Origin of the sequence: Qaidamihabitans albus (assembly GCF_016464705.1) — a bacterium.
Lineage (GTDB): Bacteria > Actinomycetota > Actinomycetes > Mycobacteriales > Pseudonocardiaceae > Qaidamihabitans > Qaidamihabitans albus.
Genome location: NZ_JAEHOB010000002.1, coordinates 502904 through 517267, shown reverse-complemented (window position 1 = coordinate 517267; position 14364 = coordinate 502904). Strand labels below are relative to the sequence as shown.

Below are 14364 nucleotides of genomic sequence, written 5' to 3'. Positions count from 1 at the left end.
TCAGTCCCCTTCGAGATCGCCCTCGACGCGCAGGTAGACCTCGCGCATCCGCTCCAGCAGCTCCGGGTCCGGCTCCGCCCAGAGGCCCCGGTCGGCGGCCTCGTCGAGTCGTTCGATGATGCCGCGCAGCGCCCACGGGTTGGCCTCGGCCAGGAAGTCCTGGTTCTCCTTGTCCAGCACGTAGGACTCGGAAAGCTTCTCGTACATCCAGTCGTCCACCACACCCGCGGTGGCGTCGAAGCCGAACAGGTAGTCCACCGTCGCGGCCATCTCGAACGCGCCCTTGTAGCCGTGCCGCCGCATGGCCGAGAGCCAGCGCGGGTTCACCACACGGGACCGGAACACGCGGGCGGTCTCCTCGCCCAGCGTGCGCGTGCGCACCGTGTCCGGGGTGGTGCTGTCGCCGACGTAGGACGCGGGCGCCGTGCCGGTCAGCGCACGCACGGTGGCGATCATCCCGCCGTGGTACTGGAAGTAGTCGTCGGAGTCGGCGATGTCGTGCTCGCGGGTGTCGGTGTTCTTCGCCGCCACCACGATCCGCCGGTAGGAGTTCTCCATGTCCTCGCGGGCGGGGACGCCGTCGAGATCGCGGCCGTAGGCGTAGCCGCCCCACACGGCGTAGACCTCGGCGAGATCGGAGTCGTCGCGCCAGTTGCCCGAGTCCATCAACGGCAGCAGCCCGGCGCCGTAGGTGCCCGGCTTCGACCCGAAGATGCGAGTGGTGGCGCGCCGCTCATCCCCGTGCCGGTCGAGGTCGGCGCGCGTGTGCGCCCGCACGAAGTTCTCCGACTCCGGCTCGTCCAGCCCGGCCACCAGCCGCACCGCGTCGTCGAGCAGGTCGACGACGTGCGGGAACGCGTCGCGGAAGAAGCCGCTGATCCGCACGGTCACGTCGATGCGCGGCCTGCCCAGCTCGGCGAGCGGGATCGCCTCGATCCCGGTGACGCGGCGGGACGCCTCGTCCCACACCGGCTGCACGCCGAGCAGCGCGAGCACCTCGGCCGCGTCGTCGCCGGACGTGCGCATCGCCGACGTGCCCCACACCGAAAGGCCGACAGAGCGGGGCCAGTCACCGGTGTCAGCGCAGTAGCGGCGCAGCAGTGAGTCCGCCAGCGCCTGCCCGGTCTCCCACGCGAGCCTGCTGGGGATGGCCTTCGGGTCGACCGTGTAGAAGTTCCGCCCGGTGGGCAGCACGTTGATCAGCCCGCGCAGCGGTGACCCGCTCGGCCCTGCCGGGATGTAACCGCCGTCGAGCGCGTGCAGCACGGCGTCGATCTCGCCACTGGTCCCGGCCAGCCGGGGGACGATCTCGGTCGCCGCGAACCGCAGCACGTCGGCCACCGCTTCACCGTCGGTGCCGGCCTCGGCGCACACCCGCTCGACTGCCCCCGGTGACCAGCCCCGGGCCTCCATGCCGGCCACCAGGGCCTTCGCGGTCTTCTCGATCCCGTCCACCTCGGACAGCGGGGCGTCCTCGGCGAGGCCGAGCGCGGCCCGCAGGCCCGGCACCGCGCCCGACCTGCCGCCCCACATCTGCGAGGCGCGCAGCATCGCCAGCACCAGGTTCACCCGCGCCTCGCCCTCCGGCGCCTCGCCGAGGACGTGCAGGCCGTCGCGGATCTGCGCGTCCTTCACCTCGCACAGCCAGCCGTCGATGTGCAGCAGGAAGTCGTCGAACTCGGCATCGTGCGGGCGCTCGGAGATGCCGAGGTCATGATCGAGCTTCGCCGCCTGGATCAGCGTCCAGATCTGCTGGCGGATCGCGGGCAGCTTCGCCGGGTCCATCGCGGCGATGTTGGCGTGCTCGTCGAGCAGTTGCTCCAGGCGCGCCATGTCGCCGTAGCTCTCCGCCCGCGCCATCGGCGGGATGAGGTGGTCGACGATCGTGGCGTGCGCGCGCCGCTTCGCCTGCGCGCCCTCGCCGGGGTCGTTGATCAGGAACGGGTAGATCAGCGGCAGGTTGCCGAGTACCGCGTCCGGGGCGCAGGACGCCGACAGTCCCGCGTTCTTGCCCGGCAGCCACTCCAGCGAGCCGTGCTTGCCGAGGTGCACCACGGCGTGCGCGCCGAACTCCTCCTCCAGCCAGCGGTAGGTGGCGAGGTAGTGATGGCTCGGCGGCAGGTCGGGGTTGTGGTAGATCGCCACCGGGTTCTCGCCGAAGCCGCGCGGCGGCTGGATCATCAGCAGCACGTTGCCCGCTTGCAACGACGCCAGCACGATGTCGCCCTCGGTGCCGCCGTCGACGTACAGCTCACCGGGCGGCGGGCCCCAGTGCTCGGTCATGTCGGCGCGCAGCTGCTCGGGCAGCGCGTCGAACCACTCGCGGTAACGCGCCGCCGGGACACGGATCGGGTTGCCCGCCAGCTGCTCCTCGGTGAGCCACTCCGGGTCCTGGCCGCCCGCGGCGATCAGCGCGTGGATCAGCGCGTCGCCGTCCGGCTGGTCGGTGCCGGTGGGGTCCACGCCGGGGAACGCGCCGGCGCCCAGGTCGCCGAGGTCGCCGAGGTCGCCGAGGTCGTAGCCCTGCTCGCGCATCCGCCGCAGCAGGCTGACCGCCGACGCGGGCGTGTCCAGGCCCACCGCGTTGCCGACCCGGGAGTGCTTGGTGGGGTACGCCGAGAGCACGAGCGCGATCCGGCGGTCCGCGGCGGGCGTGTGCCGCAGCCGGGCGTGCGCGAGCGCGATCCCCGCCACCCGGGCCGCGCGCTCGGGGTCGGCCGCGTAGCGGGGCAGCCCCTCGGCGTCCATCTCCTTGAACGAGAACGGCACGGTGATGAGCCTGCCGTCGAACTCGGGAACCGCCATCTGGTTGCCCGCGTCGAGCGGGGACAGGCCCTCGTCGTTGTCCAGCCAGGCGTCGCGGTCGCTGGTCAGGCACAGCGCCTGCAGCGTCGGCACGTCGAGTGCGGCCAGCTCCGCCACGTCCCACGCCTCGTCGTCGCCGCCCGCGCCCGCTTCGGACGGCCGGGTGCCGCCCGCGGCGAGCACGGTGACCAGCAGCGCGTCCGCCTTGCACAGCTCGTCCATCATCTCCGGCTCGCGCGAGCGCAACGACGCGCAGTACACCGGAAGGGCCCGGCCACCGGCCGCCTCGACCTGCTCGGCGAGGGTCTCCACGAAGGCGGTGTTCCCGGCGAGGTGGTGCGCCCGGTAGTAGAGGATCGCCACCACCGGTCCGTCGGCTCCGGCACCGCCGCGGCTCTCGCGCTCCAGCACGCCCCAGGACGGCTGCTCGACGGGCGGCGCGAAACCGTCGCCGGTGAGCAGCAGCGTGTCGGAGAGGAACCGGTGCAGCTCGGTGAGGTTCGCGGGCCCGCCCTGCGCGAGGTAGGCGTGCGCGTCGGTCGCGATACCGGCGGGCACGGTGGAGAGCGTCATCAACTCCGCGTCCGGCGACTGCTCGCCGCCGAGCACGACGACGTGCTTGCCGCTCTCCCGAACCATGCGCAGGCCCTCCGGCCAGGTGCGCTCGGTGCCGAGGATGCGCACCACGACGATCTCGGCGTCCGCGAGCAGACCGGGCAGCTCCGCCAGGTCCAGCCGGGCGGGGTTGGCCAGGCGGTAGTCCGCACCACAAGCCCTGGCACTGAGCAGATCGGTGTCCGACGTGGACAACAGCAAGATCACAGGTAGCCCTCCTCGACGCCTCACTCTCGGGGCCCCGAGGTACCGGCGTCAAGGTGATCTGCACGTCCCCGGGCTGGTCACCCCCGCTCGTGAGTGCGTAACAGTGTTCTAACTCGCGTGCGCACTCACGAGCTTGTGCGGTGCTCTTACAGTGTCTGCGTGCCCGCTCCGTCCAGACTCCGCGCCGACGCCTGCCCCGGCGTCGTCGCCACCCATGACGCCGCCGACGGGGCGCTGGCCAGGATCCGGCTGCCGGGCGGCGCGCTCACCGGCGCGCAGGCGCACGTGCTCGCCGGCTGTGCCGACGACCTCGGCGACGGTGCGATCCATCTCACCTCGCGGGCGAACCTGCAACTGCGCGCGGTGCACGACACCGGGGAGCTGATCGGCAGGCTCGCGGACGCCGGGCTGCTCCCGGCCCCCACGCACGAGCGCGTACGCAACATCCTCGGCTCCCCGCTCAGTGGCCTCGATGGCCTGGCCGACATCCGCCCGCTGGTCGGCGCGCTCGACGAGGCCGTCTGTGCCCGCCCCGAGCTGGCCCGGCTGCCCGGCCGGTTCCTCTTCGCCCTCGACGACGGGCGCGGCGACGTGGCGGGGGAGGGGCCGGACGTGTGCTGGCAGGCGCTCGGCCCGGCCACCGGCGCCCTGCTGCTCGACGGTGCCGACACCGGGCTGCGCGTACCGGCCCGCAACGTCGTCGCCGCGCTCGCCGAGGCGGCCGCCGCCTTCGAGCGCGTGCGCGGCAGTGCCTGGCGCGTGCGTGAGATCGACGACGCTCCGCTGATCGCAGCCGTGCGGCACCTCGCCGAGCCCACGGAACCCACAGAGCCCACGAAGCCGAAAGGACTGCCGCGCACCGGGCCGCCCCCCGTGGGCCCGTTCTGCGGTGACGCAGGCGTCGTGGCCGCCCCGCTGCTCGGGGAGCTCGGCGCGGCCGTGCTCCGCCGGCTCGCCGGCCTGGTCGAGCGCCTGGTGGTGACCCCGTGGCGCACGCTCGTGCTGCCCGGCGTCCGGCCAGGGGCGCTGAGCGGCACCGGCCTCGTCACCGACCCGGCCGACCCGTCGCCGGGGATCAGTGCGTGCGCCGGGCGGCCCGGCTGCGCCAGGTCCCTCGCCGACGTGCGCGCCGACGCGCGGGAGACGATGACCGCGCTGCCTGCCGGGGTGCACGCCCACTTCGCCGGCTGCGAGCGCCGCTGCGGCAGGCCGCGCGGCGCACACCTCGACGTCCTCGCCGAGGACGCCGGCTACCGGGTCGAGGGCACCTGGGTGCCCGCCGACGAGCTCGCCGACGCACTGAAAGGACGCCAGTGATCGACTACATCCGCGATGGGGCGGAGATCTACCGCCACTCGTTCGCCACGATCCGCGATGAGGCCGACCTCGCGATCCTGCCCGACGACATCGCCGGTGTGACGGTGCGGATGATCCACTCGTGCGGGATGGTCGATCTCGTCGACGACCTGGCCTACACGCTGGAGGTCGTCGAGGCAGGGCGCGTCGCACTGGAGGCGGGCGCGCCGGTGCTCTGTGACGCGCACATGATCGCCAGCGGCATCACCCGGCACCGCCTGCCCGCGCGCAACGAGGTGGTCTGCACGCTGACCGAGCCGAGCGTGCCGGGGCTGGCCGAGCGCATGGGCACGACCCGCTCGGCCGCAGCCCTGGAGCTCTGGCGCGACCGGCTGCCCGGCTCCGTGGTGGCGATCGGCAACGCGCCCACCGCGCTGTTCCGGCTGCTCGAACTGCTCGACGAGGGGGTCGGCGCCCCGGCCGCGATCATCGGGGTTCCGGTGGGCTTCGTGGGCGCCGCGGAATCCAAGGAGGAGCTGATGACGAGGGCACCGGCGCCCTACCTGGCCGTGCGCGGCAGGCGTGGCGGCAGCGCGATGGCCGTGGCCGCGGTGAACGCGATCGCCTCCAAGGAGGAGGTGTGAGCACCGGCGTCCTGTACGGCGTCGGCCTCGGCCCCGGCGACCCGGAGCTGCTGACGGTCAAGGCGGCCAGGCTGATCGGCTCCGCCGACGTGATCGCCTACCACTGCGCGCGGCACGGCCGCAGCATCGCGCGCTCGGTCGCCGAGCCGTACCTGCGCGAGGGCCAGCTCGAAGAGAAGCTGATGTACCCGGTCACGACCGAGACCACCAGCCATCCCGGCGGCTACGAGGGCGCGATCACCGAGTTCTACGAGCTGTCGGCCAAGCGGCTCGCCGAGCATCTCGACGCGGGCCGCGACGTGGTGCTGCTGTGCGAGGGCGACCCGTTCTTCTACGGCTCGTACATGTACATGCACGAGCGGCTCGCCGACCGTTACGAGGCGCACGTGGTGCCGGGCGTGACGTCGGTGAGCGCGGCCTCGGCGGTGCTCGGCAGGCCGCTGGTGCAGCGCGACGAGGTGCTCACGCTGCTGCCCGGAACGCTGCCCGCGCCGGAGCTGGCGCGGCGGCTCGCCGACACGTCCTCGGCGGCGGTGCTCAAGCTGGGCCGCACGTTCGGCTCGGTGCGCGACGCCCTCGCCGAGTCCGGCAAGCTGGACGACGCCTTCTACGTCGAGCGCGCGACGTGGCAGGCGCAGCGCGTGCGGCCGTTCACCGAGGTCGACCCCGAGACGGTGCCGTACTTCTCGCTGGCGGTTGTGCCGAGCCCCGCCTACGCGGCGCGCACGGCGGGGGAGCCCGCGGCGCCCCGGGAGCCCGCGCCCGGTGGGGAGGTGGTCGTGGTCGGCCTCGGCCCGGCCGGCCCCGAGTGGCTCACCCCGGAGGCCGAGCAGGCGCTCGCCGACGCCGAGCATCTGGTGGGCTACGGCCCCTACCTGGCGAAGGTGCCGCAGCGAGGGGGCCAGCAGCGGCATGGCTCCGGCAACCGGGTGGAGGCGGAGCGGGCCGCCGAGGCACTCGACCTCGCCCGCGGCGGCGCGCGGGTCGCGGTGGTGTCCTCGGGCGATCCGGGGGTGTTCGCGATGGCCTCCGCGGTGCTGGAGCAGGCGGAGCTGCCCGAGTGGGCGGGCGTCTCGGTGCGCGTACTGCCCGGGGTGACCGCCGCGCAGGCCGCGGCCTCGCGGGTGGGTGCCCCGCTCGGGCACGACTACTGCGTGCTCTCGCTGTCCGACCGGCTGAAGCCGTGGGAGGTGATCGAGCGCAGGCTGGCCGCGGCGGCGGAGGCCGACCTCGCCGTCGCGATCTACAACCCGGCCTCGCGCAGCCGCACCACCCAGCTCGCGCTGGCCCGCGAGGTGCTGCTGCGGCACCGCGAGCCCGCGACGCCGGTGGTGATCGCGCGGGACATCGGCGGCGCCGAGGAGTCCGTGCGCGTGGACACACTCGGCACGTTCGATCCGGCCACGGTGGACATGCGGTGCCTGCTCATCGTCGGCTCGTCGCGGACCAGGGTGCGTGAGCAACCCGGGGGCTCCCGGATCGTGTGGACACCCCGTAGCTACAGCTGACCGCCGCCGCGAGTCCCCGCCGAGACGCGCGAGTCCCGCACTCGGAACCCGCGGGCCTGGTCGCGCTGGCGCCTGAACGGGACACTCGCGGGCTGGGGTGGGGGACTCGCGATGGGGTCAGCCGCCCGGCTGCTGCGGGCCGGGGCCGGGGGACCACCAGCCGGGCCGCACCTCCTTACCGTGGACCACGCGCGGCGGCCCGCCCTGCGCGTACGGCTCGACCTCCTTGAGCGCGCCCCACGCCTGGCCGGGATCGCCCGCGAGGAAGCTCGGCACCTCCGGCTGCTCGCCCAGCTCCTCCAGGTAACCGTCCGGCCCGCCGGACGCGCTGCTCGACCAGTTGGCCTCGCTGGCGAGCGTGCCGGCCGTCAGCCGGTACGCGGGCACCTCGGCGATCCCGTCGCGCACCTTCATCGGGTTCAGGCACGGGTACACGAACGACGTCGGCCAGTCCATGTAGACGGGCTGCTCACCGACCTTGTCCGTGAGCGTGGTGAACGTCGGTACGCGGGGCGCGGTGACGCCCACCCAGCCGTCGTCGGTGAAGTCGTCGTCCACGGCCGCGATCCGTGTCACGGACGCCTCCGCGGGGATGTCGTCCAGGCCGATCCGGACGTCCTCCCAGTCGCCGCTGCCGCCTCCCTGCGCCAGTACCGGCTTGCTGCCGAGCACCCGGACACCCTCCGGGGTCGGCGTGCCGAACTGGAGCTCCACGCTGGTCGCCTTGCCCGCGGGCGACTGCACGGCGACGACGGCCTGGTCGCCGTCCCGCCGTTGGCCGAGGCCGTACCAGTCGGTGCGCAGCCGCCCGGTCGGGTTGTCCTGCTCGTCGTAGCTGCTCCACATCGGCACGGTGCCGGGCGCGAACCCGTGCGGCGGCTCGGCGATCGGGTCGCCGGTCAGCGACGGCTGGTCGTGGAACCCGGTCTGCGTCCGGTCGCTGTTCTCCCGCTGCGGGGGCAGGCTCCCGGGGGCGGTGTCGCGTTGCTCCACCGTGGCCTGCTGCCCGGGCGGCAGCGGCCGCAGGACGCTCGACACCGGGTCGCGCTCCACCATCACGTGATCGCCGAGGCCGCAGCCCGCGCCGGTCACGTGCTCGATGTTGGCGGCGCCGAGGCTGTAGCTGTCCGACTGCTTGACGATGGCCTTGGCCATGCTGCCGAACTCGCCCGCCGCGACCAGCCCGCACACGATCACGAACGCCAGCGAGCCCCGCCACAGTGCCCGGCCGCGCCGTTCCGCGACCGGCGGCGGCCCCGGCCGTTGCGCGCGCACGTTCTCCACGAAGGCGATCACCGCGGCCATCCCGGCAGCCGCCATGAGGATCGTCGACAGCGCGACACCGCCGAGCGAGGGCGGGATGTCGTACCAGGGCACGCCGATCTGCGAGACGAACCAGTACGCGTTCGGGCCGGTCGCCGCGAGCGCCACCACGACGAGCAGCCCGGCCGCGAAGGCCGCCCGGTTGCGTTTCGAGCGCAGCACCGACGAGCTGATCGCCAGCGCCGTGAGCGCCGCCATCGCGGCGCCGACCGCGGCGAACGCGCCGAAGTGGTGCGTCCACTTGGTCGGGGTCAGCGCGAGCAGCAGGAAGAACAGCGCGACGGTGGCGATCAGCCTGCGGCTGGGACCCAGCGCCGCACCAGGGATCCGGCCACGGCGCAGCAGCACCAGCAGGCACGCGCCGGTGCACAGCATGAGCAGCAGCACGGGGAACCGGCGGCTCGCCGAGCCGTCCGCCCCGGTGCTGAACAGCAGTTCGTAGCGGGTGAGCTCCTCGAACCAGGACAGGCTCGGCCCGACCGCGTTGCGCAGCCTCGTCGCCTCGCCGACGGTGGCGGCCGTCTGGTCCGCGAACACGACGAACAGCACCACCAGTCCGGAGGCGAGGACCGGCCCCAGCATGGGCGCCCAGCCGCCTTCCCTGGCGCGCCGGCGCAGGAGCTGGAACAGCGGTCTGGCCGCGACCAGGAACGGGGCCACCGCGATGAGGCCGGTCGGGGTCGCGGCGAGGGTCAGCGCCGCCGCCAGCAACCCGAGGCACAGCGGCAGCAGCCGCCGGGTCACCAGCGCGCGCTCCACCGCGCACAGCGCGAGCAGGGAGCCGACGGCCGCGACGGGCTCGGGGCGGACGCCGTTGTTGTACGGCATCCACCACACGAGGAACACGGCGGCGGCCGCCCAGCCCGCGGCGCGGCTGGTCCGCACCTCCTTGCCGAGCCGGGGCATCACCTCGCGGGTGATCAGCATCCAGCTCAGCACGCCGAGCAGGAACGAGGGCAGTCGTATCCAGGGCGGCGCGACGCTGACATGCGCCATCAGCTCGTAGACGTGGTAGAACCAGCCGAACGGCGCCTCCGCGACGCCGAACCACCGGTGGTAGTTCGTCAGGTAGCCGGCGTCCTCGGCTACCCGCGACATCGTGAGGATGTAGCCGTCGTCGGAGGTCACCGGCCCGATGAAGACCCACGCGCCGAGCGCCGCGAAGACGGTGAGGTCCCGCGCGGACAGCCGCCACCAGCCGATGGGCGCCCAGCGCGGCGCGCGACGGGCCACCCCGGCGTCGAGCCGGTTCACCGCGACCAGGCAGCCGAGCAGGGCGAGCACGCCGAGTACCGCCACGCCGGTCTTCAACACGGTCGGTGACGTCTGGTAGCGGGTGTCCGGGGTGATCGAGGCACTCAGGCCCTCCGTGGGGTCCTGCGTCCCGTCGATCCCGGAGTAGATGCCGATCACCCGCGGCCGGACGTCGCCGCTCTCGTCGTAGAGCGGGGTCCCGGCGACGGACATGGTCGTCCTGGTGGCTTCCGACTGGAAGCCGACGTCGCAGCCTGCCGGTGGCAGTGGCTGCCGGACGATCTGCTCGCCCCGGTTGGAGCCGATGAGCAGCCCATTCTCGACCTGCAGCTGCATGCCGGCGCCCTCTTCGATGCGCGCGGACGGCACCGTGGAAAACAGCAGCGCGGGGCCCGCCGTGCGCGCGTCTGCGGATCGCACGGTCTCGCACGGCAGCTCCACCCGCATGTCCTGCGCCCAGTAGCCGCTGAGCGGGGCGTTCACCTGCCCGGTGTCCGTGCCGGTGGGCCACACGATCCGGGCGGTGTCCTGCACCACGGGCAGGAACGGGAAAGCGACCGCGCACGCCGCGCTGATCAGGCCCAGTACGATCGCGACCCGTCTGAAGAACCTGGTCCGGTCCGTGCCGTTCGCGGTGTCGACAGCTGAATCGGGCACTGTGCCGGGTGTCTCCGGACGAGGTGAGGTGCCGAGCCGCATCGCCGCTACGCTAGCGGGCCACGCGGAGCAGGTATCAATGGGCTAACGATTAACCCGTTGGAGTGTCCATGCGAGTGCGTCTGCGGTACTGGACACTGCGGACATTCCAGGCCTGGCCGGCCTGCGCACCACGACGACCGGCACCGCCAGCTCGCGTGCGGCCTCCAGCTTCGCGGCGGTCATCGAGCCCCCGCTGTCCTTGGTCACCAGCACGTCGACGCGGTACCGCCGCATCAGGTCGCGTTCCTCGCCGACGTGATAAGGCCCACGGCTGAGCAGCAGTTCGTGGCTGGGCGGCAGCGGCGGCTCCGGCGGGTCGACGCAGCGGACGAGGAACCACAGCCGGGACAGCCCGGCGAAGGCGGCGAGGCCCTGCCTGCCGCTGGTGAGGAACACCCGTTCGCCCAGGCCGGGCAGCGCGGCCGCCGCGTCGGCGAGCGTGTCCACCCAGTGCCAGTCGTCACCGGGGGACTGCTCCCAGCCGGGCCGTTGCAGGCGCAGCGCGGGCACCCCGGCCTGCCGGGTCCCGGCCGCCGCGGACGCACCGATCCGTTCCGCGAACGGGTGGGTGGCGTCGACCACCGCCGCGATCCGGTGCTCGGTGAGCCAGCGGGCGAGCCCGTCCGGGCCGCCGAAGCCGCCGATCCGCACCTCGCCCTCGGGCAGCCGAGGTGCGGCGACGCGGCCTGCCAGCGAGGACACGACGTGCACCCCGTGCCCGACCAGCGCCGACGCGAGCGCCCTGGCCTCGGAGGTGCCGCCGAGGACGAGCACGCCGCCGTTCATACTTTCCACGGGAGTGAGTGTGACTGAGCTGCGATACGGGTGGACCACGGGCGCGTGCGCGACCGCGGCGACCACGGCCGCCTACACGGCACTGCTCACCGGCGCGTTCCCCGATCCGGTCGAGGTGGCGCTGCCGAAGGGCAGGCATCCGAGCTTCGCCCTGGCGACCGAGGAGCTGTCCGCGGGCTCGGCCAGTGCCGGGGTGGTCAAGGACGCCGGTGACGATCCGGACGTGACGCACGGTGCGCTGATCGTGTCCACGGTGTCGGCAGGGGCGCCGGGCAGCGGGGTGACCTTCCGGGCGGGGCCAGGGGTCGGCACGATCACCAGGCCGGGCCTGCCGCTGCCGGTGGGGGAGCCGGCGATCAACCCGGTGCCGCGGCGGCTGATGACCGAGGCGGTGCGGCGGGTCGCGGACCGGCACGGCGGCACCGGCGACGTGGTGGTGGAGATCTCCGTCCCGCACGGCGAGGACATGGCGCGGCACACGTGGAACCCGCGGCTGGGCATCGTCGGCGGGCTGTCGGTGCTGGGCACCACCGGCGTGGTGGTGCCGTACTCGTGCTCGGCGTGGATCGACAGCATCCGGCGCGGCGTGGACGTGGCGCGGGCGATGGGGCACCGGCACGTCGCGGGCGCGGTGGGCAGCACGTCGGAGCGGGTCGTGGCGGAGCTGTACGGGCTGCCCGAGAGCGCGCTGCTCGACATGGGCGACTTCGCGGGCGCGGTGCTGAAGTACCTGCGCCAGCACCCGGTGCCGCGGCTGTCGCTGGCCGGGGGGTTCGCGAAGTTCTCCAAGCTCGCCGCCGGCTACCTCGACCTGCACTCGAAGCGTTCGCAGGTGGATCTGGGGCTGCTCGCCGAGCTGGCCCGCGACGCCGGTTTCGGGCATCTCTCGGCGCCGATCACCGAGGCGAACACGGCGCTGCACGCGCTCGAGCTCGCGGGGGCGGAGGGGCTGGCACTGGGTGAGCTGGTCGCGGAGCGGGCCCGGCGGGCGGCGGCGGACGTGCTCGGTGACGCACCCGTCGAGGTGGACGTCGTGGTCGTCGACCGGGCGGGCACCATCGTCGGCCGGGCACCCTCGTGAGTGGCCACGCGAGTTAGAACACTGTTACGCACTCACGAGCGGGGGCGGGCGGGCGAGTAGAGGAAGCTGTCCGGATGTTCCGCCGCGGCGAGCACGGTGCCGACGAAGATCATCGCGGCCCGCGTGATGCCCGCCTCGCGGACCTGCGCCGCGATGTCGCCGAGCGTGCCGCGCAGCACCCGCTCGCCGGGCTGGCTCGCCTCGGCGACCACGGCGACCGGGCAGTCCTCGCCGTAGTTCGGCACCAGCTCGGCCACCACCTGCTCGATCCGGTTCACCGCGAGGTGCAGCGCCAGCGTCGCGCCACTCGCGCCCAGGGTGGCGAGGTCCTCGCCGTCCGGCATCGATGTCGACCGTGCCTGCGCCCGCGTGAGGACGAGGCTCTGCCCGACCGTCGGCACCGTCAGCTCCTGCTTCAGCACCGCGGCCGCCGCGGCGAAGGCGGGCACCCCCGGCGTCACGTCGTAGGGCACGCCCGCCGCGTCGAGCCGCCGCGCCTGCTCCGCCACCGCGCTGTAGACCGCCGGGTCGCCGGAGCACAGCCGGGCCACGTCCTGCCCGGCCTCGTGGGCCGCTACCAGCTCCCCGGCGATCTCGTCGAGCGTGAGGTCCGCCGTGTCCACCAGGCGCGCGCCGGGCGGGCAGTGCGCGAGCAGGTCCACCGGCGTGAGACTGCCGGGGTAGAGGCACACCTGGCAGCGGGCCAGCAGCTGCTGCCCGCGCACGGTGATCAGGTCCGCGGCGCCGGGACCGGCGCCGATGAAGTGCACTGTCATTTGCTCCTGCTCCACTGGGTCACGGTGCGGGCGGGGGTCCAGCCGGTGAAGCCGCCCAGCGGGGCGGCGTGCTCGACGGCGATCCGGGTCAGCTCCCCGCCGTGCTCGGTGTAGGCCCGCGTGAGCGCCCGCTCGGCCTCCAGCGTCACGCCGTTGGCCACCAGCCGCCCACCGGGGCCCAGCGCGGCCCAGCACGCGTCGAGAACACCCTCGGTGCTCACCCCGCCGCCGACGAACACGGCGTCGGGCGGGTCCAGGCCGGCGAGGGCGTCCGGCGCCGAGCCGGTGACCACGCGCACGTCCGGCACGCCCAGCCGCTCGGCGTTGCGGTGCACCCTGGCCGCCCGCTCGCCGCGCGACTCGACGGCGACGGCACGATTCGCCGGATGCGCCCGGCACCACTCGATCGCGATGCTGCCCGCGCCCGCGCCGACGTCCCACAGCAGCTCGCCGGGGGCGGGAGCGAGCCGGGCGAGGCTGCCCGCGCGCACGTCGCGCTTGGTGAGCTGGCCGTCGTGCTCGAAGGCGTCGTCGGGCAGGCCCGCCAGCAGCGGCAGCGCCCGCGGCCCCGCGCAGTCGATCGCCAGCACGTTCAGGTCGGCGCCGGGCGGATGCGGCCAGTCCTGCGCCGACCCTTCGACGATCCGCTCGTCGGGACCGCCGAGCTCCTCCAGCACGGTCAGTTTGCTCGCACCGTGCCCGGCCCCGGCCAGCAGCGCGGCGACCGTCGCCGGTGTCGAGGAGTCCGCGCTGAGCACGAGCACCCTGCGGCCGGGCGACACCGCCCGCAGCACCCGGTGCACGCCGCGCCCGACCAGGCTGACGACCTCGGTCTCCTCGGCAGGCCAGCCCAGCCGCGCTCTGGCCAGGGCCACCGACGAGACGGCGGGCACTATCCGCACGTGCTCCGCGCCGAACCGGCGCACCAGCGTGCCGCCGATGCCGTACAGCAGCGGGTCGCCGCTGGCCAGCACGCACACGCGGCGGCTGGGGTGGCCGGCGAACAGCTCGTCCAGCGCGGGCAGCAGCGGACTGGGCCATGCCACTTTCTCGAAGCTGCCCTCGGGCACCAGGCCGAGCTGCCTGCGGCCGCCGAACACCACGTCGGAGGCGGTGATCTCGGCCCGTGACGTCTCCGGGAGCCCGGGCCAGCCGTCCGCCCCGATCCCTACTACGGCAATTCTCACAACAGCGCACCGTAGCCGAGGCATGTGCGATGATCGGCCGGACGGCTGCCGTGGAACCCGGTGCGAATCCGGGACGGTCCCGCCACTGTGACCGGCCGCTCGAGGCCGGGAGTCAGAGCTTCGGCGCCCGTCCGTTCTGTTTGTGCTGACGAGGAGTGGGCGAGGACACCCACC

9 protein-coding genes and 1 riboswitch are annotated in these 14364 nt (G+C 73.9%); of the genes, 4 read left to right on the top strand and 5 right to left on the bottom strand.

From position 1 onward, the window contains the following. Complete coding sequence (gene cobN / locus JAP66_RS05660) at positions 1 to 3627, bottom strand: cobaltochelatase subunit CobN (protein WP_199430475.1); 3627 nt, start codon at positions 3625 to 3627, stop codon at positions 1 to 3. A 159-nt stretch (positions 3628 to 3786) separates the two neighbouring features. Here cobN and JAP66_RS05655 point away from each other — a divergent pair, with 159 nt between their 5' ends. The 3 genes from JAP66_RS05655 to JAP66_RS05645 are packed head-to-tail and all read left to right on the top strand — an operon-like array spanning position 3787 to position 7075. Next, positions 3787 to 4944, top strand: coding sequence for a ferredoxin-like domain-containing protein (locus tag JAP66_RS05655; RefSeq protein ID WP_199430474.1), 1158 nt, complete (start codon positions 3787 to 3789; stop codon positions 4942 to 4944). Beyond that, positions 4941 to 5567: a precorrin-8X methylmutase gene (locus tag JAP66_RS05650; RefSeq protein ID WP_199430473.1), complete on the top strand. Its 627-nt coding sequence runs from the start codon at positions 4941 to 4943 to the stop codon at positions 5565 to 5567. The genes JAP66_RS05655 and JAP66_RS05650 overlap by 4 nt, the downstream gene beginning before the upstream one ends. Further along, positions 5564 to 7075, top strand: coding sequence for a precorrin-2 C(20)-methyltransferase (locus JAP66_RS05645; protein WP_199430472.1), 1512 nt, complete (start codon positions 5564 to 5566; stop codon positions 7073 to 7075). The genes JAP66_RS05650 and JAP66_RS05645 overlap by 4 nt, the downstream gene beginning before the upstream one ends. 117 nt (positions 7076 to 7192) lie before the next feature. On the opposite strand, the gene JAP66_RS05640 is transcribed toward JAP66_RS05645, so the two are convergent. Both JAP66_RS05640 and JAP66_RS05635 read right to left on the bottom strand, forming a co-directional pair. Then, complete coding sequence (locus JAP66_RS05640; RefSeq protein WP_199430471.1) at positions 7193 to 10351, bottom strand: arabinosyltransferase domain-containing protein; 3159 nt, start codon at positions 10349 to 10351, stop codon at positions 7193 to 7195. 42 nt (positions 10352 to 10393) lie between these two features. Beyond that, the gene (locus tag JAP66_RS05635; RefSeq protein WP_199430631.1) at positions 10394 to 11137 is read right to left on the bottom strand and encodes a cobalt-precorrin-6A reductase; all 744 of its coding nucleotides are present in this window, start codon (positions 11135 to 11137) and stop codon (positions 10394 to 10396) included. A 19-nt stretch (positions 11138 to 11156) separates the two neighbouring features. Between JAP66_RS05635 and JAP66_RS05630 the strand changes: the two genes are divergently transcribed. Next, the gene (locus tag JAP66_RS05630; protein ID WP_199430470.1) at positions 11157 to 12227 is read left to right on the top strand and encodes a cobalt-precorrin-5B (C(1))-methyltransferase; all 1071 of its coding nucleotides are present in this window, start codon (positions 11157 to 11159) and stop codon (positions 12225 to 12227) included. Between the two features lie 32 nt (positions 12228 to 12259). Here the strand turns inward: JAP66_RS05630 and cobM are convergent, their stop codons facing one another. Continuing rightward, positions 12260 to 13003, bottom strand: coding sequence for a precorrin-4 C(11)-methyltransferase (gene cobM / locus JAP66_RS05625; RefSeq protein WP_199430469.1), 744 nt, complete (start codon positions 13001 to 13003; stop codon positions 12260 to 12262). Next, positions 13000 to 14190 (bottom strand): precorrin-6y C5,15-methyltransferase (decarboxylating) subunit CbiE, encoded by a 1191-nt coding sequence (gene cbiE / locus JAP66_RS05620; RefSeq protein ID WP_307849446.1) that lies wholly within the window; start codon positions 14188 to 14190, stop codon positions 13000 to 13002. The genes cobM and cbiE overlap by 4 nt, the downstream gene beginning before the upstream one ends. A gap of 24 nt (positions 14191 to 14214) precedes the next feature. After that, positions 14215 to 14362: riboswitch (adenosylcobalamin (AdoCbl) riboswitch) on the top strand. Positions 14363 to 14364 lie beyond the last annotated feature (2 nt).